General features: G+C 41.9%; 28 protein-coding genes. 15 read left to right on the top strand and 13 right to left on the bottom strand.

Features of this window, described 5'->3' with window-relative positions; all coding sequences use genetic code 11:
- Positions 1–62 precede the first annotated feature (62 nt).
- A complete protein-coding gene (locus PSE83_RS13700; protein WP_164565606.1) occupies positions 63–557 on the top strand; it encodes a GNAT family N-acetyltransferase in 495 nt (164 codons plus the stop codon).
- 68 nt (positions 558–625) lie between these two features.
- On the opposite strand, the gene rraB is transcribed toward PSE83_RS13700, so the two are convergent.
- Entirely contained in the window at positions 626–1,039 is a 414-nt protein-coding gene (gene rraB / locus PSE83_RS13695; RefSeq protein ID WP_004907524.1) for a ribonuclease E inhibitor RraB, read from the bottom strand.
- A gap of 169 nt (positions 1,040–1,208) precedes the next feature.
- Between rraB and argF the strand changes: the two genes are divergently transcribed.
- Complete coding sequence (argF, locus tag PSE83_RS13690; protein ID WP_004264341.1) at positions 1,209–2,234, top strand: ornithine carbamoyltransferase; 1,026 nt, start codon at positions 1,209–1,211, stop codon at positions 2,232–2,234.
- A gap of 44 nt (positions 2,235–2,278) precedes the next feature.
- On the opposite strand, the gene phnX is transcribed toward argF, so the two are convergent.
- Together phnX and phnW are read right to left on the bottom strand one after the other, a co-directional pair.
- The gene (gene phnX / locus PSE83_RS13685) at positions 2,279–3,088 is read right to left on the bottom strand and encodes a phosphonoacetaldehyde hydrolase (RefSeq protein ID WP_004264342.1); all 810 of its coding nucleotides are present in this window, start codon (positions 3,086–3,088) and stop codon (positions 2,279–2,281) included.
- Positions 3,089–3,097: 9 nt separating this feature from the next.
- Positions 3,098–4,201, bottom strand: coding sequence for a 2-aminoethylphosphonate--pyruvate transaminase (gene phnW / locus PSE83_RS13680; RefSeq protein ID WP_272660918.1), 1,104 nt, complete (start codon positions 4,199–4,201; stop codon positions 3,098–3,100).
- A 139-nt stretch (positions 4,202–4,340) separates the two neighbouring features.
- Between phnW and phnR the strand changes: the two genes are divergently transcribed.
- From phnR to phnV, 5 genes are all read left to right on the top strand, one after another.
- Entirely contained in the window at positions 4,341–5,060 is a 720-nt protein-coding gene (gene phnR, locus PSE83_RS13675; RefSeq protein ID WP_004905839.1) for a phosphonate utilization transcriptional regulator PhnR, read from the top strand.
- A gap of 127 nt (positions 5,061–5,187) precedes the next feature.
- On the top strand, positions 5,188–6,201 hold the full coding sequence (locus tag PSE83_RS13670; protein ID WP_004905840.1) for a 2-aminoethylphosphonate ABC transporter substrate-binding protein: 1,014 nt from the start codon (positions 5,188–5,190) through the stop codon (positions 6,199–6,201).
- 6 nt (positions 6,202–6,207) lie between these two features.
- Complete coding sequence (phnT, locus tag PSE83_RS13665; RefSeq protein WP_036958761.1) at positions 6,208–7,317, top strand: 2-aminoethylphosphonate ABC transport system ATP-binding subunit PhnT; 1,110 nt, start codon at positions 6,208–6,210, stop codon at positions 7,315–7,317.
- A 1-nt stretch (position 7,318) separates the two neighbouring features.
- Entirely contained in the window at positions 7,319–8,179 is an 861-nt protein-coding gene (gene phnU, locus PSE83_RS13660) for a 2-aminoethylphosphonate ABC transporter permease subunit (protein WP_004905842.1), read from the top strand.
- 2 nt (positions 8,180–8,181) lie between these two features.
- A complete protein-coding gene (gene phnV / locus PSE83_RS13655; protein ID WP_094961639.1) occupies positions 8,182–8,979 on the top strand; it encodes a 2-aminoethylphosphonate ABC transport system, membrane component PhnV in 798 nt (265 codons plus the stop codon).
- A gap of 61 nt (positions 8,980–9,040) precedes the next feature.
- On the opposite strand, the gene PSE83_RS13650 is transcribed toward phnV, so the two are convergent.
- Complete coding sequence (locus PSE83_RS13650) at positions 9,041–9,397, bottom strand: hypothetical protein (RefSeq protein WP_036958764.1); 357 nt, start codon at positions 9,395–9,397, stop codon at positions 9,041–9,043.
- 443 nt (positions 9,398–9,840) lie between these two features.
- Here PSE83_RS13650 and pyrB point away from each other — a divergent pair, with 443 nt between their 5' ends.
- The 5 genes from pyrB (at position 9,841) to nrdG (ending at position 14,811) form a co-directional block, all read left to right on the top strand.
- A complete protein-coding gene (pyrB, locus tag PSE83_RS13645; protein WP_004905850.1) occupies positions 9,841–10,776 on the top strand; it encodes an aspartate carbamoyltransferase in 936 nt (311 codons plus the stop codon).
- Between the two features lie 12 nt (positions 10,777–10,788).
- Positions 10,789–11,253 (top strand): aspartate carbamoyltransferase regulatory subunit, encoded by a 465-nt coding sequence (pyrI, locus tag PSE83_RS13640; protein WP_004905852.1) that lies wholly within the window; start codon positions 10,789–10,791, stop codon positions 11,251–11,253.
- Positions 11,254–11,415: 162 nt separating this feature from the next.
- Positions 11,416–11,802: a 2-iminobutanoate/2-iminopropanoate deaminase gene (ridA, locus tag PSE83_RS13635; protein ID WP_004905855.1), complete on the top strand. Its 387-nt coding sequence runs from the start codon at positions 11,416–11,418 to the stop codon at positions 11,800–11,802.
- Between the two features lie 401 nt (positions 11,803–12,203).
- A complete protein-coding gene (gene nrdD / locus PSE83_RS13630; protein ID WP_272660917.1) occupies positions 12,204–14,342 on the top strand; it encodes an anaerobic ribonucleoside-triphosphate reductase in 2,139 nt (712 codons plus the stop codon).
- Between the two features lie 4 nt (positions 14,343–14,346).
- The gene (gene nrdG, locus PSE83_RS13625) at positions 14,347–14,811 is read left to right on the top strand and encodes an anaerobic ribonucleoside-triphosphate reductase-activating protein (protein ID WP_164565608.1); all 465 of its coding nucleotides are present in this window, start codon (positions 14,347–14,349) and stop codon (positions 14,809–14,811) included.
- Here the strand turns inward: nrdG and PSE83_RS13620 are convergent.
- A complete protein-coding gene (locus PSE83_RS13620) occupies positions 14,808–15,245 on the bottom strand; it encodes a YhbP family protein (protein WP_232806430.1) in 438 nt (145 codons plus the stop codon). The genes nrdG and PSE83_RS13620 overlap by 4 nt on opposite strands.
- A 319-nt stretch (positions 15,246–15,564) precedes the next feature.
- A complete protein-coding gene (bhsA, locus tag PSE83_RS13615) occupies positions 15,565–15,816 on the bottom strand; it encodes a multiple stress resistance protein BhsA (protein ID WP_172767476.1) in 252 nt (83 codons plus the stop codon).
- Between the two features lie 270 nt (positions 15,817–16,086).
- On the opposite strand from bhsA, the gene PSE83_RS13610 reads away from it, so the two are divergent.
- A complete protein-coding gene (locus PSE83_RS13610; RefSeq protein ID WP_004905864.1) occupies positions 16,087–16,425 on the top strand; it encodes a GIY-YIG nuclease family protein in 339 nt (112 codons plus the stop codon).
- Here the strand turns inward: PSE83_RS13610 and PSE83_RS13605 are convergent.
- On the bottom strand, positions 16,398–16,901 hold the full coding sequence (locus PSE83_RS13605) for a GNAT family N-acetyltransferase (protein ID WP_004905865.1): 504 nt from the start codon (positions 16,899–16,901) through the stop codon (positions 16,398–16,400). The two genes, PSE83_RS13610 and PSE83_RS13605, sit on opposite strands and share 28 nt — an antisense overlap.
- Positions 16,895–17,419: a ubiquinone anaerobic biosynthesis accessory factor UbiT gene (gene ubiT, locus PSE83_RS13600; protein ID WP_004905868.1), complete on the bottom strand. Its 525-nt coding sequence runs from the start codon at positions 17,417–17,419 to the stop codon at positions 16,895–16,897. The genes PSE83_RS13605 and ubiT overlap by 7 nt, the downstream gene beginning before the upstream one ends.
- Before the next feature lie 514 nt (positions 17,420–17,933).
- Here ubiT and ubiU point away from each other — a divergent pair.
- Positions 17,934–18,929, top strand: a complete 996-nt coding sequence (gene ubiU / locus PSE83_RS13595; RefSeq protein ID WP_094961644.1) for a ubiquinone anaerobic biosynthesis protein UbiU — start codon at positions 17,934–17,936, stop codon at positions 18,927–18,929.
- 17 nt (positions 18,930–18,946) lie between these two features.
- A complete protein-coding gene (locus PSE83_RS13590; protein ID WP_164565609.1) occupies positions 18,947–19,822 on the top strand; it encodes a U32 family peptidase in 876 nt (291 codons plus the stop codon).
- 39 nt (positions 19,823–19,861) lie between these two features.
- Here the strand turns inward: PSE83_RS13590 and PSE83_RS13585 are convergent, their stop codons facing one another.
- The 5 genes from PSE83_RS13585 to PSE83_RS13565 form a co-directional block, all read right to left on the bottom strand.
- Entirely contained in the window at positions 19,862–20,179 is a 318-nt protein-coding gene (locus PSE83_RS13585; RefSeq protein ID WP_110591061.1) for a type II toxin-antitoxin system YafQ family toxin, read from the bottom strand.
- On the bottom strand, positions 20,160–20,447 hold the full coding sequence (locus PSE83_RS13580; RefSeq protein ID WP_172767478.1) for a type II toxin-antitoxin system RelB/DinJ family antitoxin: 288 nt from the start codon (positions 20,445–20,447) through the stop codon (positions 20,160–20,162). Before PSE83_RS13580 ends, PSE83_RS13585 begins: the two co-directional genes overlap by 20 nt.
- A gap of 130 nt (positions 20,448–20,577) precedes the next feature.
- A complete protein-coding gene (locus PSE83_RS13575) occupies positions 20,578–21,732 on the bottom strand; it encodes an ABC transporter permease (protein WP_004905877.1) in 1,155 nt (384 codons plus the stop codon).
- A complete protein-coding gene (locus PSE83_RS13570; RefSeq protein WP_004905879.1) occupies positions 21,732–22,877 on the bottom strand; it encodes an ABC transporter permease in 1,146 nt (381 codons plus the stop codon). The genes PSE83_RS13575 and PSE83_RS13570 overlap by 1 nt, the downstream gene beginning before the upstream one ends.
- A gap of 11 nt (positions 22,878–22,888) precedes the next feature.
- Positions 22,889–23,860 (bottom strand): HlyD family secretion protein, encoded by a 972-nt coding sequence (locus PSE83_RS13565; protein WP_272660916.1) that lies wholly within the window; start codon positions 23,858–23,860, stop codon positions 22,889–22,891.
- Between the last annotated feature and the right edge of the window lie 289 nt (positions 23,861–24,149).

Raw genomic sequence — 24,149 nt, 5'->3', positions numbered from 1 at the left:
TTGAAGTTCCCTTCTGGTTCTCTCTACACTGAGTTGTACATAATAATAATCAAGAGTTTCACATGACAACACAAAACTACAAAATTCGTCCTATCGAACAACAAGATAACGCAGGTATTGCCGTGGTGATCCGCGAAGTTTCTGCTGAGCATGGCTTAACCGCAGACAAAGGCTTTGCTGTTGCTGACCCTATTTTAGATACCTTATTTGAGGTTTATAGCAAACCGCGCAGTGCTTACTGGGTGGTGGAAATGGATGGCGAAATTGTTGGCGGTGGCGGTGTTTCACAAGTCGCGGGAGGTGATAACGATACGGCAGAATTACAGAAAATGTATTTATCTTCCGTGCTACGTGGCAAAGGCTTAGCAAAACAAATCGTACTGATGTCACTGGAATTTGCTAAAGCGCAAGGCTACACTCGTTGCTATTTAGAAACGACCAAAGAACTTCAAGCTGCTATTAAGTTATATGAAAAATTAGGGTTTGAATTTATTGATGAACCGTTAGGAAATACGGGTCATAGTGACTGTGAAATTCGTATGTTAAAGGCATTATAATTCTACGCTAAACGAAAAAGGATAGTTTTTAGCTATCCTTTTAAGTAATTATATGATGCGACTAATAATTAATGCACGCGATCTTCAGGGTCTATATCATCACCATCTTCGTCGTCATACTCTGCATCTGGGTCTTCAAAATACGTGCCCCAACCATCATAGTTGATGCCCATTTTTTCAGCCAACTTCATTAATTGCTCAACCTGTGCGTCAATCAGCTCTGCATTTAAAGCACTTTCACTGATTACATCGCAACACATCAGGGTTTCACCCGTTTCAATTTCGAGCTCTTCTGCATCCGTGACTTCATAGCCTAGTTTAAAAGCTTCAACGGCTGCTTTCTCTAACAGAGCAAAGTTGTCCGCAGAGAAGTGATGCTCAATCGCATACAATGCATCAGGATCGCTACCATCTTCCAGTAATTCCTCGATGATCAAGCGAGTTTCTTCATACTGCGCATCGAGTTCAGCTTTATCTACCATATCCACACCCCTTTTGTTTCTTTGTCGCTCATCTTTCTTTGCGCCATTCTCCCACACGGTTGACAGTGAAACCATATATTTAAAGATAATTTCTTTTACATTGGGGGTTGATTTTGAATTTTTATGAATATAAATTGAATATTAATTCAAATCAAAAAGGCTACCAATTATGAATCCCCTATATAATAAACCTTTTTTAAGGTTACTTGATTTTACTTCTAGCGAAATTCATTCACTTTTAAAACTCTCTTCTTGGTTAAAATCAGAAAAAAAAGCGGGCACAGAGCAGCCCCTCCTTTCAGGGAAAAACTTTGCCCTTATTTTTGAGAAAGACTCAACACGGACACGCTGTGCATTTGAAGTTGGAGCATTTGACCAAGGTGCTAGAGTCACTTATTTAGGGCCTTCTGGTAGCCAAATCGGCCATAAAGAAACCATGAAAGACACCGCTAGAGTGTTGGGTCGGATGTATGACGGTATCCAGTACCGTGGATTCGCCCAAAACACGGTAGAACTCTTAGCCGCGCATTCGGGAGTGCCTGTATGGAATGGATTAACTAACGAATTCCATCCCACACAGTTATTAGCCGATCTGCTGACCATTCAAGAGCACCGACCAAATACGCCATTCTCAGAAATTAAATTTGCCTATTTAGGCGATGCGCGTAACAACATGGGCAACTCGATGTTAGAAGCTGCTGCTCTCACAGGTTTAGATTTACGCCTTGTTGCGCCAAAAAGTTGCTGGCCGGAGGAAGACTTAGTGAACACTTGCCAAGCACTAGCTCAAAAAACGGGTGCGAAAATCACGCTCACGGAAGATGTCGCCGAAGGCGTTAAAGATGCTGATTTTATCTATACCGATGTGTGGGTATCGATGGGAGAAGCCAAAGAAGTATGGGCACAGCGCATTAATTTATTAAAACCATACCAAGTGAATATGAATGTGATTAAGCTCACTGGCAACCCAAATGTGAAGTTCCTACATTGTTTGCCTGCCTTTCATAATGAAGACACCACATTGGGCGCACAATTAGCTAAAGAATTCAATATGTTTGGTGGCTTAGAAGTCACGGAAGAAGTCTTTGAATCGCCTTATAGCATTGTCTTTGACCAAGCAGAAAACCGTTTACATACTATCAAAGCGGTGATGGTGGCGACATTAGCGCCAGAATTGCCTGTTAATATATTTTAGATTGCCCCCCTCAACTCAAGCAAATGAGTTGAGGGAACCTATCATTATGGACATTCACCTTTTACCAAACGCTCATTGATACAATCAATAACTGATGGCAAATCAGCTAAAGTATCAATCACATAATGAGCGCCAGCAGCATATAGCTTCTCTGTGGCTTGTTGTTTCAACGCGTTAACTTCATCAATTGGCATCCCTTGATATTCATCCCATGTTTTACCAAATTCATTACCCGAAACCGCTAACCCAACGCTCCACATTCCCGCATTGCGCCCTTCTTCAATTCCGGGAACGGCATCATCCACTTTGATACAAGCGGATACGGAACCAACACCTAGCTCAATGACGTTCTGTAATGCCATCCAAGGTCCCGGACGCCCACCAGCAAGTAGATCATCACTTGCTATCCAGTAGTCGGGTTGGTAGCCCAATGCCTTTGCTGCTGGAACTAACTTTTCCATCACGGCACGAGGGTAACCTGAACAAGAGCCAATTTTAATATTTTGGTTGCGTAATGTAGCGATTGTGTCGACAACTCCGGTGATTGGCGCAGCAAAATCGACAACTTTAGCAATTTGCAATGGCATAAAGGCCGCGTAGATTTTATCGATATCCTCACTACTCATTGAGCGGCCAAACTTTGCGTTCCATAAAGCGTCTACTTCAGGCAATTTACCCAGTGCTTCAATATGTTGCCATTTTCCTAGTCCCATAGGAATGCGCGCTTGAGCCAATGTAATATTTATATCAAACACAGATTTAAATGCTTCGATGAAAATCTGAGTAGGGGCAAAAGAGCCAAAATCTACAGTAGTACCCGCCCAGTCAAGAATAACGGCTTCAATACGGTCCATTTCTTTTCCTTATTTTTCCCAATAAATGGCTTTTTTTATTGCTAACAACAATGCATCAATGTCTTTTTCATAAACTTCACCAATATTTCCAATACGGAAACAATCACTTTGCGAGACCTTGCCCGGATAAATGACAAAACCCTGAGATTTTAAACTCTGATAAAATTGCTTAAATTGGTAATCAGATGAATTTGGTGAGTAAAATGCGGTGATAATTGGCGAATGAAGGCTATCTTCTAACAACGTGGTAAAACCTAATTTACGCATACCGGACACCAACTTGTATTGATTCCCTTGATAACGTTGAAAGCGAGCGGCTACGCCACCTTCTTTAGCTAACTCCTTGAGTGCTTGGGCAAATGCTAATACAGTATGAGTTGGAGAAGTAAATCGCCATTTACCTTGGAAATCTTCCATACAGCGCCACTGTGCGTATAAATCTAGCGATAATGAACGAGAGCGCCCCTTACAACGTTCAAGCGCCTCGGTACGGGCGATAACAAAAGCAAACCCCGGAACCCCTTGAATACATTTATTCGCAGAACTAATTAAAAAATCAATGTTAAGCTCAGCAACATCCATAGGGACCCCACCAAAACTGCTCATTGCATCCACGATATAGCGTTTTTGATACTGCTTCGCTAATTTCGCGACTTTTTCTATCGGGTTTAAAATCCCTGTCGTAGTTTCACAGTGCACCACCGCAATATGAGTGATTTGGCTATCTTGTCGCAATAACTGTTCAATCTGTTGCACATCTGGCAACGACACTTCACCGCAATCATAAACACAATGAGCCACACCCAATCGCTGAGCCATTTCAGCCATTCGAGCACCGTAAGCGCCATTACTGATAATCAAAACTTTCTCTTTATCACCGATTGCACTACCTAAAACCGCTTCAACCGCATAGCTTCCACTTCCTTGAAGCAGGACCGAAGAACACCCTGCTTTGGCCGTTGCCAGTGCCACTAATTGTTGACGAATATTTTGTACAACGCCTAAATTATAATCATCATCCCATGTACAGCTATCAAACAGCATGGCTTCTTTCACCGTTTTAGACGTCGTAAGCGGCCCCGGTGTTAATAGCAAATAATTATTGTTTGTCATTCAATTTACCTATTGGTCTATACCAGATTTCCATTATAATGGTCGTAGGCTGCTCAAAAGGTCAAAGGAAAAGTGCTCGTGAAACAAAAAATTCATATAACTATGTATAATATGACTGAAACAATGACAGGAAATAACCATGAAATTATCAGCGGATGAAGCCCCGCAATATCTGCTTATCAAAGCCCAATTACAGGAAAAGATTCAAAATGGCTCGCTAAAATGTGGTGATAAACTCCCCTCGGAACGCGAACTTTGTGCCATTTTCAATACCACTCGTGTCACTATTCGCGAAAGTTTGGCACAGCTAGAATCCAGTGGGGCAATTTACCGGTCTGAACGTCGTGGTTGGTTTGTCACACCTGAGCGCCTTTGGTTAGACCCAACCCAAAATACTAATTTCCATAAACTTTGCCTCGAACAAGGTCGCCAACCGAAGACAGTTTTACTGGATGGAAAAGTTATTACCGTTCCTCTCGAAGCTATGGAGCCGTTAAAACTTCAATCATTTGAACAAATTTATTTACTCACCCGCCTACGTTTTGCTGATGACAGGCCCGTTTGTTACTGTGAGAACCATTGTTTACCTGCTCGCGTTCCTGAACTGCTACGCCACGACCTCAACGGCAGTTTAACGGAAGTGTACGAAGCTCATTTCAATTTAATCTATACCAGTATGCATTTGTCTTTCTACCCAACGGCAATGCCTGCCCAAGCAGCACAAGCACTGGGGGTTACGGTTGGCCGTCCAGCCTTATTGTTGCAACGCTTAAACTATGACCAACATGGGCGAATTTTAGATTATGATGTTGAATACTGGCGCCACGATAGCTTGCGCATCGAAGTCGATACTTTGTGATTATTTCTATTTATAGAAAATAATTTTATCTATTTAGCTGCATTTCATCTTTCTGTCATATAAACCCGTTAGCGTAAAAAACATCTGGTATATACCAGAATACATTTTACCTTAACAGGAGATAACCATGAAACGCACCTACTTAGCTGGTCTATTAATGGCAACCCTTTGCTCTACCTCTGTTTTTGCCGCTGATGTTGTGACTGTTTACTCCGCTGATGGCCTGCACGATGGCAACAACAGTTGGTATAAAAATCAGTTCGAGGCGTTTACCAAACAAACAGGCATTAAAGTACAATATGTCGAAAGTGGCTCAGGGGCGATCGTTGAAAGGCTCGCTAAAGAACGCACCAATCCACAAGCCGATGTGCTTATTACCGTTCCGCCTTTTATCCAACGTGCCGCAAAAAACCAGTTATTAGCTGAATTTACGCCAGAAAATGCAGCAAATATTCCTAATTCAAATCACTTTTACACGCCGTTGGTCAATAATTACCTGACCTTTATCTATAACGCTAAGCTGCTTAAGTCTCCTCCTGAAAATTGGGACTCCCTACTCGATTCTCGCTTTAAAAATAAACTTCAATATTCAACACCGGGACAAGCTGGGGATGGTACTGCAGTGATGTTACAAGTTTTCCACAGTTTTAATGGCAAAGACGCAGGGTTTGATTATCTCGGTAAGTTGCAGGCTAATAACGTTGGCCCATCCGCCTCGACAGGTAAGCTTACCGCCCTCGTGAATAAAGGGGAGCTCTATGTCGCTAATGGCGACTTACAAATGAATTTATCCCAAATGGTACGTAACCCTAATGTCCAAATTTTCTGGCCAAAAGATGCCAATGGGGAACGTAGTACACTGGTTTTACCTTATGTTGTCGGCTTAGTTAACAATGCCCCTGAAACCGAAAACGGTAAAAAACTCATTAATTTCCTGCTGGATAAACCATCACAAAGCCGTGTTAGTGAGCTTTCATGGGGTATGCCTGTTCGTTCAGATATCACACCATCTGATAAGCAATACCAGAGCGCTGTCCAAATGTTAGAAGGTGTGAAAACTTGGCAGCCTAATTGGGATGAAGTTGAAGTTTCCCTATCCGATGATATTTCCCGTTGGCAAAAAGTCACTGATGGTGAGTAACTTGTGATGTTGATGAAACGAAAAGCCACTACTGCAATGCAGCAAACCGAGCACTCTGGGATCACATTAGAGTCTTTACGTGTCTCATATCATAATAATGTCGTGCTAAAACCTTTAGATTTAACCATCGACTCTGGGGAAATATTGGTGTTGATTGGCCCGTCTGGTTCAGGAAAAACCACGGTATTGCGAGCCATTGCGGGGTTTGCTCAACCTGACAGCGGGCGCATCTTATTAGGTGATATGGATATCACCCACCTTCCCCCATACCAACGCGGACTCGGTATGGTTGTACAAAATTATGCGCTATTTCCCCATATGAAAGTGGAAGAGAATGTCGCATTTGGCTTACGAGCTCAGAAACAACCTAAAACACTCATTAACGAGCGAGTCATTGAAGCCCTTAAAATCGTCGGAATGACGGATTACGCAACCCGCTACCCTCACCAACTTTCAGGGGGGCAGCAACAGCGAGTTGCGATTGCTAGAGCGATAGCCGTAAGGCCTCGTGTTCTGTTACTCGACGAACCGCTTTCCGCACTAGATGCGCAAATTCGTCATAATATGGTTGAAGAAATTGCCCGTTTACACCGCGAACTGCCCGATTTAACTATTCTTTATGTGACTCATGACCAAACTGAAGCTCTCGCACTTGGTGATAAAATTGGCATTATGAAAGATGGCTACTTAGTCGCACATGGTGAGAAAAATGCCTTATATCACCGCCCACCCAACCGTTTTGCTGCTGAGTTTTTAGGCCGAGCCAATATTCTAGCCGCTACTGCGCTTGGTTTTTCAACAAGCCCTGGAAAAGTGAATGTCAGTTGTGGTGGAACATTGTTGGAGGCTCATACATTAGGCATGCGAGCAGGCACTCACAAATGGGTGTGTATCCGCCCACAGCACATCACGCTAGTACCAAATTCCAATGCCACCAATCAATTACAGGCCACATTGACGTCTATTCGCTGGCAGGGGGATTTAACGCATTTAATTTGTGATGTTGCTGGTGAAACCGTGAGTGTTGCCATCACCCATTTGGCCTCACCGCCTAAAATAGGCGACAAACTCACTTTATGGTTTTCACCTGCGGATACCGTTTTAATTGAGGAATAACATGTCACATATTAGCGTGCCAAAAGGTTCATCAATAACGATAAAGCCCATTTATTGGATATTGCCGCCACTACTGGTGTTAGTTACGTTGTTTTTTTATCCCTTATTGTTGATAGCCCAACAAGCACTACAAAATGAGGCGGGTAGATGGGGGTTGGATGCATTTTGGCAACTTATTGAGTCAAAACGCTTTATTAATGGGTTATGGAATACACTCTACATTGCCATTTTGGCCACCTTAGGTTGCCTTGTGATAGGCAGTGTATTGTCACTGATCTTAGTGTTTATTCCTTTTCCGGGAAGCCGTTTTATCACGCAAGTGATTGATACTTTTATTGCTCTACCGACCTTTTTGATTACCCTAGCTTTTACCTTCATTTATGGTTCTGCAGGGCTACTCAATGGCACCTTGATGGCATTGTTTGATTTAGAATTCCCCCCCGTTGAGTTTCTTTATTCTATCCATGGGGTGATTTTGGCAGAAATTACCGTTTTTACCCCGTTAGTCATGCGTCCCCTTATGGCGGCACTGCGGCAAATCGACAAAAGCCAGTTAGAAGCGGCAAGTATTTTAGGCGCACACCCTGCACGGGTTATCGCGCAAGTTATTTTCCCTGCGGCGCTTCCCGCTTTATTAGCAGGGGGTAGCCTGTGCCTGCTGTTAACCACCAATGAATTTGGCATCGTACTGTTTATCGGGGCGAAAGGCGTCAATACCTTGCCGATGATGGTATACAGCAAGGCAATATTAGAGTCAGATTATACCGTGGCATGCATGATTGCCTTAATTAACATCTTGCTTTCACTCGGGTTATTTTTCCTATACAGAATGGCGACCACTCGCCTTGGGGTAAGGAATTAATTATGTTGATTTGGTCTAAAAAAGGACGAGCCACTGCCACTATCATTGCCATCAGCTTATTTGGTTTATTGTTTTTACTGCCTTTAGTAATGATTTTAATGTCGAGTTTCAGCCGCCAATGGAATGGCATTTTACCTTCAGGCTTTACTTTTGAACATTTTGTGAATGCGTTTAGTGGGCCAGCTTGGGATGCCATTTTATCCAGCCTAGTGGTTGGTTTTAGTGCCAGTCTATTTGCGCTGTTTTGTGGGCTTTGGGCTGCGTTAGCACTAAGAAGACACAGTGGGAAAATACAAAAGTGGCTGAGTATTGCATTTTATCTCCCCAGCGCTATTCCTTCTGTGTCTATTGGGCTTGGGATCCTTGTAGCATTCAGCCAAGGCTATTTACAGATGAACGGCACTTTTTGGATTGTATTTAGTGCTCATTTTGTGTTGATTTCTGCTTTTACGTTTAGCAATGTTTCCACTGGGTTAACCCGTATTTCTCCCGATATTGAAAATGTAGCTTTTAGCTTAGGCGCTTCTCCTTGGTATCGTTTATGCCATGTCACCCTACCACTATTGATGCCATGGATGATTTCAGCATTAGCATTAAGCCTATCACTGTCCTTAGGGGAACTTGGCGCCACGATGATGTTATATCCCCCGGGCTGGGCGACATTACCTGTTTCCATTTTCAGTTTAACCGATAGAGGCAATATTGCTGATGGTTCGGCACTAACGATTGTATTAGTTTCGATTACATTATTACTAATGATGAAATTAGAGAAAGTAGCAAAAAGGCTTGGGCAAAAATAAAAGTTATCACGCTAAATAGCCAAGTAACCTCTACCTACTGGGCTATTTAGCGGCCTGTATACTATTCCCACATATACTTATCTTTTTTTGTCCAGCCTTTGGATACCATACATTCCAAGTAATAATTATTACGGGTATCTTCATTGACATCAATCACATAGCTTTCCATAACTGGTGTTTGTTCTTTATAAGTTTTGTCTTTGCCACAATCATCATCTTTTTTGCATTTTTTTTCGACATAAGACATAACAGAGCGCTGCGCAACTTCATTTTTGATTGGGTACAAATGAAGGGCTTCAGGTTTACAAACTGCATTCGCCTCAGCTTGAGTGAATTTTGAGCCACCGGAAACAGGTACCCAAACAGATGAACAGCCAGAAAGAAGGAATGCCAATAGAATAAAAAGTCGTGATTTCATAATGATCATATTTAATTAAAAAGAAAAAATATCTTACTCGTACATAAAATGTGTGTAAATAAATGTACTGTATATTCAATCATGTGATTTAATTTTGGTTTAAAAAACACCAATGCTCAGCACATTCCCTATTGAGAGATACTATTTCTCCCATTTTTCAGTTAGTTCAAATATTCACCAAAACGCAAAAATAAAAAAAATGTATTTTTCTTTATGCAAACGCTTGCGTCATGGAATGAGATGCGTATAATGCGCCACAATTTGCCGGGAGAAACCATGAACGCTGCTGCTCTATTTTTTACAGAGAACACCTCCACTGCACTGCCTTCTGGCGGTCTGGACAGCCTGTTTTTCCCCTTCTTATTTACAGAAAAGCCCCTCAATTGAGGGGCTTTTTTTTGGCCTATAGACCTAACATGTCTTGCTGACACAGGAGAACAACAATGCCGAACCCTTTATACCACCGCGATATCATCTCGATTAATGATTTAGATCGTTCAGACCTTGAACTCGTACTTAATGTCGCTGCTTCATTAAAAAAACAGCCGCAACCTGAGTTTCTAAAACATAAAGTCATCGCAAGTTGTTTTTTTGAGGCCTCTACACGCACACGCTTGTCATTTGAAACAGCTATTCATCGTTTAGGCGCTTCCGTTGTTGGTTTCTCTGATAGCACCAACACATCTCTTGGTAAAAAAGGGGAAACATTGGCCGATACCATTTCTGTCATCAGCCAATATGTCGATGCTATTGTCATGCGCCATCCGCAAGAAGGTGCCGCTCGCCTTGCAAGCCAGTTTGCAGGCCACATTCCTGTCATTAATGCAGGCGATGGTTCAAACCAACATCCCACACAAACATTACTCGACTTGTTTACTATCCAAGAGACCCAAGACCGTTTAGAAAACCTACAAATTGCCATGGTCGGTGACCTAAAATATGGCAGAACCGTACATTCCTTAACCCAAGCACTGTCTAAATTTGTTGGCAATCACTTCTACTTTATTGCCCCTGAAGCGCTTTCAATGCCAAACCATATTCTGCACATCTTAGAAGAAAAAGGCGCAACCTACAGCCTGCATAATAATATTGATGAAGTGATGCCAGAACTCGACATTCTGTATATGACCCGTGTACAAAAAGAGCGCCTCGACCCCTCTGAATACGCGAATGTGAAAGCACAATTTATTTTAAGTGCGGCTGACCTGCATTGTGCAAAACCAAATTTAAAAGTCTTACACCCACTACCACGGGTTGATGAAATCGCAGTTGATGTGGATAGCACACCTTATGCTTACTATTTCCAACAAGCAGGAAATGGGATTTATGCAAGGCAGGCATTGTTATCTCTAGTTTTAAATAAAGAATTAGCTATCTGAGGAGGACATACCATGACACAAGATCATAAATTACAAGTTGAAGCAATCAGCCACGGTACCGTTATTGACCACATTCCTGCTCAAATTGGTTTCAAATTACTAAAGTTATTTAAACTAACAAAAACAGATGAACGCATCACAATTGGTTTAAATTTGCCATCAAGCAATCTAGGTAAAAAAGACATTATCAAAATCGAAAATACCTTTTTAACCCCAGAGCAAGCTAACCAATTAGCCATGTATGCCCCTGAAGCCACCGTTAACCGTATTGAAGATTACCAGGTGGTAGAAAAGCTTGAACTCACACTGCCTCAGTATATCGACAATGTGTTAATTTGCCCAAACAGCAACTGTATTAGCCATAATGAACCTGTATCAAGCAGTTTCCGTGTGAAAAAAATCGGCAAAGAAGTCGCACTGACGTGCAAATTCTGCGAAAAAGAGTTCGATAGAGACGCTGTGATCAATAACCAATAGGTTGTTTTTGCGTAGACTGCGGTGTTGTGTAGGTGCAATCCATGTTTATAATGGCGCCTAACACCCCATAAAGTTATACTCAAAGTCACACTAAGCCACAAACACCGCTGTGGCTTACCATATGACGAGTATTTTTTCTTTACGTGATGAAACGGAGTAGTTATGTCATACGAAATCAATACAGAAAACGCACCAGCAGCGATCGGTCCTTACGTTCAAGGCGTAGATTTGGGTAGTATGGTTATCACATCAGGGCAAATCCCTGTTAACCCTAAAACGGGTGAAGTGCCTGAAGATATCGCAGCACAAACTCGCCAATCACTGGCTAACGTAAAAGCAATTTTAGAAAAAGCTGGCTTAAGTGCGGCTAATATCGTGAAAACAACGGTATTTGTAAAAGATTTAAATGACTTTGCGACAGTGAATGCAACCTACGAAGAATTTTTCAAACAACATAATGCACCATTCCCAGCGCGCTCTTGCGTTGAGGTTGCTCGTCTGCCAAAAGACGTGAAAATTGAAATCGAAGCAATCGCAGTACGTAAATAACGATTAATTCGAGCCAAACACCCCATGCTTTGGGTGGGGTGTCTTTCATTACTGTCTACCTCCGATACAGAATAAACTCCCCGCCACAATGGTCATTTTCATGGTTTACAAATAAAGAAAATCACATCTCTTTTTTTATTTAGCTCACTGAAATGAATACTGGCAACTGAAAAGATTTATTTCCTCTGCGCTTTTGATCTTCATACAAATTATTTTTTTCTTTGTTTTAAATCAAATGTTGGCGATCTAAATAAAAGCAAAACCCCACATATTGTGCTTTAATTACACCAACCAACACAACATATAGTATTTATTCACATTTTATCCACAGATTAGTCCCCGTAGTAAACATGGCGAATAGCTGAGGTCGTATTGTGGATAACTTAACAAGGAGAATGCCCGTGGTAACGGTTGTTATAAAAAGAGATGGTTGTCAGGTCGGTTTTGACCTTCCACGAATTCAGGAAGCCGTTAAACGTGCAGCGGCTGCTGTGAATGTTAAGGATGACGATTATTGTCTTCAGGTTGCTTCTGTTGTTACAGAGCAACTTTGCAGCCGTGACCGAGTGGATATCGCTGACATTCAAGATGCTGTCGAAAACCAATTGATGGCAGGGCCTTATAAAGACTTAGCCCGTGCTTATATTGAATATCGCCACGACAGAGACAGCGAACGTGAAAAACGCAGCCAATTGACACATGACATTCGTGGGCTAATCGAACAAAGTAATGTCTCTTTACTCAATGAAAATGCCAATAAAGACAGTAAAGTGATCCCGACACAACGCGATTTACTCGCTGGTATTGTCGCTAAACACTATGCAAAACAACATATTTTGCCGAGAGATGTCGTTATCGCACACGAACGTGGTGAAATTCACTATCATGATCTCGACTATGCGCCGTTCTTCCCGATGTTTAACTGTATGTTAATTGACCTTGAAGGCATGTTAACTAACGGGTTTAAAATGGGAAATGCAGAAATAGAGCCACCAAAGTCTATTTCAACCGCAACAGCTGTTACAGCACAAATTATTGCACAGGTTGCGAGCCATATTTATGGAGGCACAACCATTAACCGTATTGACGAAATTTTAGCGCCATATGTCGCTATCAGCTACGAAAAGCACCTAAAAGTCGCCAAAGAATGGGGAATAGCAGACGCAGAAGGTTATGCACACAGCCGCACCGATAAAGAGTGTTACGACGCCTTTCAATCCTTAGAGTATGAAGTCAATACGCTTCACACCGCAAATGGCCAAACCCCGTTTGTCACCTTTGGTTTTGGTCTCGGAACCTCTAAAGAAGCACGATTAATTCAGCAATCTATTCTGAAAAACCGCATTGCGGGACTTGGTAAAAACCGTAAAACGGCCGTTTTCCCTAAGCTCGTATTTGCAATTAAAGATGGCCTAAACCATAAGCTAGGCGACCCTAATTACGATATCAAACAACTCGCTTTAGAGTGTGCCAGTAAGCGTATGTATCCTGACATTCTTAATTACGACCGCGTCGTTGATGTTACTGGGTCATTTAAAACGCCAATGGGCTGCCGCAGTTTCCTTGGTACCTATGAAGAAAATGGGCAACAAATTCATGATGGGCGCAACAATTTAGGGGTTATCAGCCTCAATTTGCCTCGTATTGCTATCGAAGCTCAAGGCAATGAAGATGCATTTTGGGCATTACTGGATGATCGCTTAGCTATTGCCAAAAAAGCCTTAATGACTCGCATTGCCCGTTTAGAAACCGTAAAAGCTCGCGTTGCGCCAATTTTATATATGGAAGGCGCTTGTGGAGTTCGCTTAAAAGCGGATGATAACGTCGCTGAGATCTTCAAAAATGGTCGTGCATCTATTTCTTTAGGTTACATTGGGTTGCATGAAACCATCAATGCACTTTTTGGCACACAGACTCATGTCTATGATAATGAAAAATTGCGTGAAAAAGCCGTCGAAATTGTCAGCCACTTACGCCAAGCCACTGATGTGTGGAAAGCCCAAACAGGCTATGGTTTCAGTTTATACAGCACACCAAGTGAAAACTTGTGTGACCGTTTTTGCCGTATCGACACCGCTGAATTTGGTGTGATACAAGGTGTTACCGACAAAGGCTACTACACAAACAGCTTCCACTTAGATGTTGAAAAACAGGTGAATCCTTACGATAAAATTGATTTTGAAGCGCCTTACCCTGCGCTCGCGAATGGCGGTTTTATCTGTTATGGCGAATACCCAAACTTACAACATAATGTTAGAGCCTTAGAAGACGTGTGGGACTACAGCTATCAACATGTGCCTTATTATGGGACTAACACCCCCATTGATGAGTGTTATGAATGCGGTTTCTCCGGTGAATTTTCCTGCACCAGCAAAGGTTTTACCTGCCCGGCTTGTGGTAATCATGACACTAACCGAGTTTCAGTTATCCGCCGTGTCTGTGGCTATTTAGGCAGCCCAGATGCAAGGCCATTTAATGCAGGAAAACAAGAGGAAGTCAAACGTCGTATTAAACATTTAGGTAACGGCCAAATAGGTTAATGCCATGAATTATCACCAATATTATCCTGTTGATGTGGTCAATGGTCCAGGAACTCGCTGTACGCTGTTTGTCGCAGGCTGCGTTCATCAATGCCGTGGTTGCTACAACCAAAGTACATGGCGAGTGGATTCAGGCATACCATTCACCCAAGAAATGGAAGACCAGATTATCCAAGATTTGCAGGATACGCGTATTCGTCGGCAAGGGCTTTCCCTCTCTGGCGGAGATCCGCTACACCCAGCCAATTTACCTGCGGTGCTCAAGTTGGTAAAACGCGTTAAAGCCGTTTGCCCAGATAAAGACATCTGGTTATGGACAGGATACACATTGGGTGATTTTACGCTTGAACAGCAAAAAGTGGTGAGTTTTGTCAATACCGTGATTGACGGTAAATTTGAGCAGGATTTACATGACCCGCGCTTAATTTGGCGCGGTAGCTCAAATCAGGTGATCCATAGGCTTCGTTAAATTTGGCATTCCCAATATAGCTTGGTGCCAAAACCTAATTTATTATCCACCATTTTGATATTCTGCAAGTGAAGCTGCCAAACAGGCAGTTTCGCTACTATTGCCACAGGGAAACGGCGGCAGTAGAAACTGCGAGCGAACTGTGCTTCCTCACTTTCTAATATTTTAATTTCACCTGTAAATTGAATGCCTTGTATTGTATTCACGGCTTTGGTTTGCGCCGATATTGTGCCAGCCACGTGCGGGTTAGCCACCATTAGCTGCCCATGTTTTGAGCTTGAATCAGTCATTAAAATCAGGCACATCTTTTTCGCATCAAATGCATAGTAACAACTGGCAGGCCAGATATCATTGTTGTGATGAGCAAAAAGGGAAAAAACGTGTTGGCGAGCAATATAGCGTTGGATGTGTTTTAAAGTTTGTTCAGGCGTCATAGCGGTTTCCATATAAACCCGTTCAGAACAAGCTTTCGGGTTACCCCTAAGCTTGCTTAAACTGTTCTGAACGTAGGCATAAAATTCGCTATTACTATAGCCTAACTAATTAAAAAATGGTTCTAATTAGTTTTATCACTCTAATTAACTTGGGTTTTTACACTATATCCCCCAAGCCTTTACTCTAAATAATTCGAGTTGTAGCTAGGCGGCAAGTGAACGAGACGCTAGGAGCATACATAAGTATGTGACTAGTGCGAATGAACGCGGCCAACAACGCTACGGCTCGAAGTATGACGAGTAAATATGACGAATAGAGTTACTTATAAATAGCCGCAGTACCACTCATGCTATTCTCACCGCCAGCAGAAATCACACGGAATGAGGTTGCGCCAGCTTCATCAGCTTTTTTGGCCAATTGTGCGGTCAGGTCATTTACACTCACAGCACCCGTTACTGAGACATAACCAGCTGCTGGCTGACTAGTATGTTGAACTTCTTCAGCAGCCATTGAGCCAAATGAAACGGCACCTAAAGTTAAAGCAGCAGCTAATAATGTTGATTTTTTCATTGTATATACCTTCTTGTAAAATTGATTTTTAGTTGGGATTTTTACTGTCCCTCTGTGATATGGATCATATTATGCGCTTTATTTTGAAAAGAAAATTAGCTAATTTTGCTATAGTTATTCAAATAATTTGAATATTAACTTAGGTTGAGGTTACAACTTTGTGACAGTTTTATATCATTTTTTATTTAAATTTTAATGTGTTATAAATATCTTACTTAACGAATATATTCGTTGTTAACCTAATGTTTTCTTCTTATAAATCAGCACAGAATGATAAAAACAACCCTAGAAAAAAAACAATCAAAACAAAGTGATTGGTATCTTTACTTAGTAAGAGAGAAAAATAACGCCTTGTATTGTGGTATCACCACCGATGTACAACGTCGTTTTGAGCAACATAAGGCAGGAACAGGGGCAAAAGCATTGAAAGGAAAAATGCCACTAGAACTGGTATTTTCTTGTTTTATTGGTTCTCGCTCAGCCGCGTCAAAAATAGAATATCAAGTTAAGCAACTGAATAAAAAGATAAAAGAAAGGCTGGTCATTGACCAGCCTGATGATTTAACTGACTACTTAGCTAACTATAAATTATTGAAGTGTGAAGAGTAAGTCACCAAACCTTGGTGTTCCCCGATTTCGCCATTTTCTAAGCCACAAACCAAAAAATGAGCCTGTTGTTCAGGCCATTGGCAGCTTACGCCGTGGCTTGAAGCCGGTTCAAAACCAAAACGCGAATAGTAGCGTTCATCTCCCAGTACAACGACAGCACCATAACCAAACTCATTAAGGCTATCTAACCCTTCGTAGACCAGTTTTTCTGCGATCCCTTGGCCTTGATGCGCTTTACTTACCGCTAATGGCGCAAGACCTACCCATTGTACGTCTTCGTCGTTAACATCAACGGGTGTGAAGCCAACATAGCCAATCACTTCACCATCATCATTTGTTGCCACAACCCCGAGAGTTAACAAACCATCCTCACGCAAATGTTGAACAAGGTTAGCTTCCGCTTCAGTTGGAAACGTTTCACGCAATAATTTATCAATACCCATTGCATCGACAGGGATTTCAACTCGAATTAGCATGAAGTTAACGCAGGCGATTTATGCTCTGCGTCCTCAGCTTCATGCACGGTTTTAATCACATCGGCTAATTGTAATAGAGCAAAACGCAGCGGTGCTGGCATGTTTTCGAGTTCGAAAGCATCCATTAAATTCTTCACATAGAGTCCGAGCTCAGTGTCCCCTTCAATCACCAATCTACGTTGGAAAAAGAGCGTATCGGGGTCTTCTTTGCGCGCGGCGATCAGTACTAGATCATTCGCATTACCACTCACACTAACATCAGCCTCGGCATGCTGTTTTACAGACAATTGACCATCTTGCAAACTGATAAACCAGACTAATGCTAAGTCACGAACTTCAACTTTTAGCCATTTGTCTTCGAGAAAATCAAGTTCCCCTTCTTTTACTGATTCACGAAATTGCCAACTTAGCAACTGCTCGAGAACCTGACGCTGTAATGCGAATGGGGTCACTTTTAAAGGCAGTTTCAAAAATGAAGGGCCTTTTGTGATGAGTTGAGAACGAATTTTACCTAACACAGTACTGACTCCCGTAGTAATTGTCTGCCCGTTTTCGTGTAACTACTTAACCGCAGTAGCAGCTCGAATTATTTAGGGTAACATATTGCATATTTAGATGATTAAATTTTCAACGCTAATAACCCCATTTATTGAAGTCATTAACCTAACATTTGACTCACGATAAGTTATCTTGCCAAAAAATGACATTATTGGTTTGATCCTATATCAATTTTTGCCCATCCCGCCAATATTTATTTCTCACTTTCCATTGATAAAAAACTATCTCTAATTACCGATACTATCCAATTAACGTTCAAAATTTAGTCAAAAATGATTTATTTTCCCTATTTAATAAACTTATTCTCTACTATTTGATACAGTTTCTTTATTACCCACCAGTCCCCTTATTTCCCTAACAACCTTAATTAACGAATACTGATATCCATTAACAATTTCTCTGCTCTAAATCAAAATCTATAACAGTTCTGTTGACTAGAATGGCAGCTATTAAATTTTATACAGGGATAGGACAATGGAATTACTCTGCCCCGCAGGGAATTTGCCCGCGTTAAAAGCGGCTGTCGATAACGGTGCTGATGCCGTTTATATTGGATTAAAAAATGATACCAATGCGCGCCATTTCGCAGGACTCAATTTTACTGAAAAAAAACTGCACGAAGCTGAGCGCTATATCCATAACCGTAAACGAAAATTACATATTGCGATTAATACATTTGCGCACCCTAACGGTTACGAACGTTGGCAAAACTCTGTCGATCTTGCTGCGGATCTCGGTGCCGATGCCTTGATCTTAGCCGATATCGCAATGTTAGAGTACGCGGCAAATAAATACCCGCATATTGAAAGGCATGTTTCTGTTCAAGCCTCTGCGACCAATACTGAAGCCATACGCTTCTATGAACGTAATTTTCAAGTCCATCGTGTCGTCCTGCCGCGCGTGCTATCTATTCACCAAGTGAAACAATTAGCCAAAAATAGCCCTGTACCGCTTGAAGTGTTTGCTTTTGGTAGTTTATGCATCATGGCTGAAGGCCGCTGCTATCTGTCTTCTTATCTCACGGGTGAGTCGCCAAATACCGTAGGAGCCTGCTCTCCAGCCCGTTTTGTTCGTTGGCAACAAACTGAGGAAGGAATGGAATCACGCCTTAATAATGTGTTGATAGACCGTTACCAAAAAGATGAAAATGCCGGTTACCCAACACTATGTAAAGGACGTTATCTTGTCGATGAACAGAAATATCATGTCCTTGAAGAGCCCACCAGCCTCAACACCATTGAATTATTACCTGAATTAATGGCAGCGAATATTGCCTCTGTCAAAATTGAAGGCCGCCAGCGCAGCCCTGCTTACGTGACTGAAGTGACCCGTATTTGGCGCCAAGCCATCGACCGTTACAAATCCAACCCGAATAACTTTGTCACCGATCCTAAATGGCTAAAAGCATTAGGTGGGCTTTCTGAAGGAAGCCAAACTACATTGGGTGCCTATCATCGTAAATGGCAGTAATTTAAAAGGTAAATATCATGCAGTACTCGTTAGGATCTATTCTTTATTACTGGCCAAAGCAAACGCTGGAAGATTTTTATCAACACGCCGTTCAAAGTGACGCCGATATTATCTATCTCGGTGAGACTGTGTGCAGTAAACGTCGAGAAATGAAGCCCAATGATTGGATAGAACTCGCACAACAACTCGCGAAAAGTGGTAAACAGATTGTGCTGAGCACCCTTGCTCTCCTTCAAGCACCTTCAGAACTTAAAGAGATCAGCAAGTTAGTTGATAATGGCGAGTTTCTCGTTGAAGCGCATGATTTTGGTGTGGTCAACATGTTAGCCGAGAGAGGACTTCCTTTTGTCGCGGGCCACGGTTTGAATTGCTATAACGCACAAACCTTAAATATTCTCTTACGCCAAGGCATGGTGCGCTGGTGTATGCCTGTAGAGCTTTCTCGTGATTGGCTAGTCAATTTACTTCACCAATGTGATGATATCGGTATTCGTGGCAAATTTGATGTTGAAGTGATGAGCTACGGTCACTTACCACTTGCCTATTCCGCACGCTGTTTTACTGCGCGCTCTGAAAATAAGCAAAAAGACGAGTGTGAAACTTGCTGTATAAACTACCCACAAGGGCGCAAGGTGCTTTCCCAAGAACATCAACAGGTGTTTACATTGAATGGCATTCAAACGCTCAGTGGTGCTTGCTATAACCTTGGCAATGACCTGCATTCAATGCATGACCTTGTAGATATTGTACGCATTTCCCCTGAAAGTATAGAATCCCTTGAGATAATAAAACAGTTTAAAGCCAATGAAAGTGGGGATATTCCGCTAAATATCGTAAATCAAAACTGCAATGGCTATTGGCGGCAAATTGCAGGGTTGTTGCTAGTGCCTTGATATACAATAGGTAATGAGCTCGAACTATAGCTCATTACCTTAACCAAATAATTCACTGTGCGAACCAATATCAACGAAAGTGATTAAATTACCTTTATCTGACAAGCGATAAACCAGTAAGAAATCACCACCAATATGAAGCTCCCTAGCTCCTTGCCATTCATGACCTTCTAATTCATGGTCAAGATATTCTTTTGGTATTATTTTTTGAGAAAACAGTATTTCCATAACGAGAACAGCCGCATTCATATCCCTACGGCCCGCTCGGTTATATCGTTCCCATGACTCCTTAAACGTTGGTGTATAAGCAACCTGCCTTGGTTGCTTAGCTCGCTTATTACTTGGCTTCTGAGTCAACTTTGCTTAACTCCACCATCATTTCGTTAATTGAATCGTAGTACTGCTCAATAGCTTTAGCTTCTTTCAACGCTAGTGTAGTTTTCAGCGAAGGTTGCTTACGTTTGATTTCAAAGGGAACTCTTTGCTCTTGAACTACTTGTTCTAAAAACAAACGAATAGCTGCGCTAATAGTCAAACCACAATCTTGTAATACACTCGTGGCTTCCGCTTTTAATTGTTCATCAATTCGACTACGAACATCTGTTGTTTTCAATAGTGTTGACATATCATCCCCCTACACATATCAAACGTAGCTACATTGTGACTACATTGTGGTTGAGTTTAGCATTTGTCGATTAATTAGTCATTATTTCTTTAGGCCGCCTTTTCTAATAGACCATAAACACGATTAAATATTAATGCCGATGCCTGCGCCAGCGGTTAAACATATGGCTAATATGACGCAGTTCGCCATCTCGGAGCATACCAATAAATACCCCAATGACCGTATAAATAACCCCTAAAATCAGCATCATCACGATATCCATCAGGACATCGCTAAACGGTAGTCCCATTTGGTTAAGACCTGCCATAGCGTTTGTGGCCCATGTTGATGGTAGTGCTGATGCAATCATACGAACCCAATCAGGCATCGCTTGCAGTGGCCAAATCGTACCTGACATATAAAACACAGGGGTCGTAATAAATGCCAAAGTTAAATAAATCATTTCGACACTGCGCAAACATTCCGTCACTAACTTGCCAAGCCCCAGAACAGCCAAGAGGAATGGGAACGTGAACATCCAAATCACATACAATGGCGCTTCTTGCCGGTAACCCAATACCCACGGCCAAAGGGCAAAAAATACGGTAGATAAAAATAACCAAATCGGAATTAAAGCAGATAGCGCCCCTAAATAAACGGCTAATGGCGGTTTTCCTTTCGGCGTAGAACGGACCGCGATACTGACTCGCACACAGGCAATCAACAGGGAGTGCTGTAATAACATCACTAACAAGCCAGGAAAAACGATTGCTGCGAAGCTGATCCCTGGGTTATACAGTGGCTCAGTTTCACTGCGAATAGGGGTAATAATCACTTTCGCTTGCTCTTGGCTATAGCCTGCTTTAGTGAGTAACTGGGTGTTATAGGCATTGAGCAGTGTTTGGTAGGCTTTTGATAACTCTTGCTGAATTTGCCCACTTGCTAGCCGGTTGGTGCCATCACCATACACTGGCACAGTGATATTTTTACCACTCAATAAGTGTTGTTGAAAATCTGTTGGAATGATAATTATCGCAAATAACTTTCTCGCAATCATATCCTGACGAGCTTGAGCAAGGTTATCATAACTCTGCAATTGCACCTTCGGCGTCGCATCAAGATCACGGATTAACTCACGACTTGCTGTGCTGTGGTCCATATCAATAACGGCAACAGGTAAGTCCCAAAGAACAGGCTTGGCATAAACTAAGCTCATAACGCACAGAGAAACCAATAATAACAGCCACATCGGTTTTTCCAACATCCCCAGCAGCACTTTACGAAAGGTTGCAAAATAGATAGCCATTAGACAACCCCTCCTTGGTTTTCTAACCGTTTTACTAGTCGCTTACGGATTAAAAAGCCAATCACAAATGGGTAAATCAATAAAAATAGACACACTTGAACGATGCGAGTAAAAGAAATCTCCCGCAAGAAAATATCAAACATAGCATTCAATGTATGTGTAAGTGGTTCAATATTAGAAATAATCTGTGCAGGCAATATCATTGATAGCTCAGGCACAGCCATACCCGAAAAGGCTAAGGCGATACTCACCAGCATCCCTATCAAGCTATACGCCATGATGGCACTTGAGGTAAAACTAAACAGCAATAAACCGATACTTTGCGCTGCTATCACATAGAAAAACCCTAATACAATCATATATAACGGGTTCCCTACCACTTTAGCATCAAAAATAGTGACTAGCGCCGCAATCTCTACGGCGAGCAATATACTGAAAAATAAGGTGTAAGGAGCTAACTTCCCAAGTAACGCCATGACAAACGGTTTAACACTTTGTAAGGTAGAACCTCGTGACATGGTGTAGATTGTTGCGGTAACAACAAATAGCTGTAGCATATGAATAGTTGCAGCAAACTGTTGATAATAAATATAACTACCGCTCGGGTTGAACAAACTGTCATAAGAAAGTGTGACTTGAGCTAATGGCGGCAATGCCTTTCCCATGGACTTAGCCATTTCTTGGCGATACTTCGCATTCAGCTCTGCCACTAGCCCACTAAAATCTTGAATCGCATAACTACCTGATGCATAAAAGAGCGCATTATAATACATCCGCAGCTCAGGCTGACGCCCCCGTAAGACATCTTCTTCAAAGTTATGAGGAATATACAATAACGCGTAATCTTTTGAACTACCGAGTCTTTTTAATGACGTACTCAAATTATCATCAATCGTTTTTACATCAGCGTGCGGGCCTGCGTTAAGGTCACGAATAATTTGCCGAGACACGGGGCTATGGTTGTCATCCACCACAGAAACGGGTAAATCCATTAATGTCCCCTCTGAAAAGTTAGCGCTAACTAACGTAAACAGCATTAATGGAAACAGCCAACTTAACCAATGAAAAACAGGGCTACGAATAGCCATTTGGGTTTCACGGCTAAAGGCGTGCTCAAAACCGTGCCAAGCGAACTTAAATTTCATGGCAACACCTTTTACTTATCCCAGTGCCATAACACACTCATGCCAGGCCTTAACCCTTCGATCGGCTCTACAGGATATAAGCGAATTTCAAATGTTTTTAAATCGAAGTCACCCGTTGCACGTGTTGCTCGCTTAGTAGCATAGTCACCTTTTGGTGCAATATAACGAATTTCAGCTTCAACCACCTTATTACCCAACGCTGGGATATCCAGCTGTACTTTATCGCCTTTTTTCACATCAACTAAAATATCTTCACGCAAGTTATAGACAAAATAAGCTTGCGGCAGGCGTATTAATGAGACCAAAGGGCTTCCTGCATTAAATAGTTCGCCAATTTCAGCGGGGATAGGTCCTACTTCCCCATCAACCGGGGCTTTAACTTGCAAATCATCCACCTGAACTTGCAATTCAGCCAATTTTTGTTCTGCTTGGTCAAGCGCCGCCTCATATTGCTGACGTAATTCAATACGGTCACCATGTAAACCTTCTTCTAACCGTGCTTTTGCCCCTTGAACTTGCGAAAATGCCACTTCTTTGGCCTTACGTGCGTTATCTAACTCATTCGCTGAAACATACCCTTTGTTTTTTAAATTACTTAAACGAGCATATTCACGAGAGGCATTTTGATATTGAGAGTTGGCTTGTGCCAAGGTGGCTTGAAGATCACGAATAGTTTCTTCGCGAGTACCATTAATAGAGAGTTCTAGCTGCGCCTTTGCTTGGTCTCTTGCCGCTTTTGATGCTGCATACTGCGCCTGTAGCTCAGGGCTTTCTAATGTTAAGAGAAGTTGCCCTTGTTTTACATCATCACCACGCTCAATATGGCGCCCAATCACCCGCCCTTTTGCTTTCGAGGTTACGATAACTTCAGGTGCATCGACTTCCCCCTGTAACAATAAGTATTGGTTATGGGAATGAAAAAGTGCCGCTGCTGCTATTAAGATAAGCATCAGCAAAATCAGTGCTATTGTTCTTTTTTTCATTATTTATGTGAACCTTAAATAATAACGGGGGAAACTACCATCCCTAGAGTATGACAAGAAAGTTAAATACAGCGTTAATAAATTCGTGCGCAAGATCACGAAAAGGTAGGTCATTGACTAATATTGAAGCGGTTTCAGCCTTATGTCAAATATTGATGAGTGTACTTTTCTCAAATGTCGATTACTTAACCAGTGACTTACGATATAATTTCAAGCCGAATAAAGACCACGAATAGATAGCAAGAATAAATAATTCCGCCACAAAATAAAAATCCCACAACGTATCATG

The sequence above is a fragment of the Providencia sp. PROV150 genome, from assembly GCF_028481025.1.
GTDB lineage: Bacteria > Pseudomonadota > Gammaproteobacteria > Enterobacterales > Enterobacteriaceae > Providencia > Providencia hangzhouensis.
Note: the sequence above shows the minus strand (reverse complement) of the source record. Positions and strands in the feature narration are given on the sequence as shown.

What these genes read in the sequence shown, in the direction of transcription:
- bhsA (WP_172767476.1), bottom strand. Translation starts at nt 15,816, where the DNA reads ATGAAAAAATCAACATTATTAGCTGCTGCTTTAACTTTAGGTGCCGTT.
- PSE83_RS13565 (WP_272660916.1), bottom strand. Translation starts at nt 23,860, where the DNA reads ATGAAAAAAAGAACAATAGCACTGATTTTGCTGATGCTTATCTTAATA.
- PSE83_RS13670 (WP_004905840.1), top strand. Translation starts at nt 5,188, where the DNA reads ATGAAACGCACCTACTTAGCTGGTCTATTAATGGCAACCCTTTGCTCT.
- PSE83_RS13580 (WP_172767478.1), bottom strand. Translation starts at nt 20,447, where the DNA reads ATGTCAACACTATTGAAAACAACAGATGTTCGTAGTCGAATTGATGAA.
- PSE83_RS13605 (WP_004905865.1), bottom strand. Translation starts at nt 16,901, where the DNA reads ATGCTAATTCGAGTTGAAATCCCTGTCGATGCAATGGGTATTGATAAA.
- PSE83_RS13610 (WP_004905864.1), top strand. Translation starts at nt 16,087, where the DNA reads ATGATAAAAACAACCCTAGAAAAAAAACAATCAAAACAAAGTGATTGG.
- phnR (WP_004905839.1), top strand. Translation starts at nt 4,341, where the DNA reads ATGAAATTATCAGCGGATGAAGCCCCGCAATATCTGCTTATCAAAGCC.
- PSE83_RS13590 (WP_164565609.1), top strand. Translation starts at nt 18,947, where the DNA reads ATGCAGTACTCGTTAGGATCTATTCTTTATTACTGGCCAAAGCAAACG.
- pyrI (WP_004905852.1), top strand. Translation starts at nt 10,789, where the DNA reads ATGACACAAGATCATAAATTACAAGTTGAAGCAATCAGCCACGGTACC.
- PSE83_RS13620 (WP_232806430.1), bottom strand. Translation starts at nt 15,245, where the DNA reads ATGACGCCTGAACAAACTTTAAAACACATCCAACGCTATATTGCTCGC.
- argF (WP_004264341.1), top strand. Translation starts at nt 1,209, where the DNA reads ATGAATCCCCTATATAATAAACCTTTTTTAAGGTTACTTGATTTTACT.
- nrdG (WP_164565608.1), top strand. Translation starts at nt 14,347, where the DNA reads ATGAATTATCACCAATATTATCCTGTTGATGTGGTCAATGGTCCAGGA.
- rraB (WP_004907524.1), bottom strand. Translation starts at nt 1,039, where the DNA reads ATGGTAGATAAAGCTGAACTCGATGCGCAGTATGAAGAAACTCGCTTG.
- ridA (WP_004905855.1), top strand. Translation starts at nt 11,416, where the DNA reads ATGTCATACGAAATCAATACAGAAAACGCACCAGCAGCGATCGGTCCT.
- PSE83_RS13650 (WP_036958764.1), bottom strand. Translation starts at nt 9,397, where the DNA reads ATGAAATCACGACTTTTTATTCTATTGGCATTCCTTCTTTCTGGCTGT.
- phnU (WP_004905842.1), top strand. Translation starts at nt 7,319, where the DNA reads ATGTCACATATTAGCGTGCCAAAAGGTTCATCAATAACGATAAAGCCC.
- phnW (WP_272660918.1), bottom strand. Translation starts at nt 4,201, where the DNA reads ATGACAAACAATAATTATTTGCTATTAACACCGGGGCCGCTTACGACG.
- ubiU (WP_094961644.1), top strand. Translation starts at nt 17,934, where the DNA reads ATGGAATTACTCTGCCCCGCAGGGAATTTGCCCGCGTTAAAAGCGGCT.
- PSE83_RS13570 (WP_004905879.1), bottom strand. Translation starts at nt 22,877, where the DNA reads ATGAAATTTAAGTTCGCTTGGCACGGTTTTGAGCACGCCTTTAGCCGT.
- PSE83_RS13700 (WP_164565606.1), top strand. Translation starts at nt 63, where the DNA reads ATGACAACACAAAACTACAAAATTCGTCCTATCGAACAACAAGATAAC.
- phnX (WP_004264342.1), bottom strand. Translation starts at nt 3,088, where the DNA reads ATGGACCGTATTGAAGCCGTTATTCTTGACTGGGCGGGTACTACTGTA.
- PSE83_RS13575 (WP_004905877.1), bottom strand. Translation starts at nt 21,732, where the DNA reads ATGGCTATCTATTTTGCAACCTTTCGTAAAGTGCTGCTGGGGATGTTG.
- pyrB (WP_004905850.1), top strand. Translation starts at nt 9,841, where the DNA reads ATGCCGAACCCTTTATACCACCGCGATATCATCTCGATTAATGATTTA.
- phnT (WP_036958761.1), top strand. Translation starts at nt 6,208, where the DNA reads ATGTTGATGAAACGAAAAGCCACTACTGCAATGCAGCAAACCGAGCAC.
- phnV (WP_094961639.1), top strand. Translation starts at nt 8,182, where the DNA reads ATGTTGATTTGGTCTAAAAAAGGACGAGCCACTGCCACTATCATTGCC.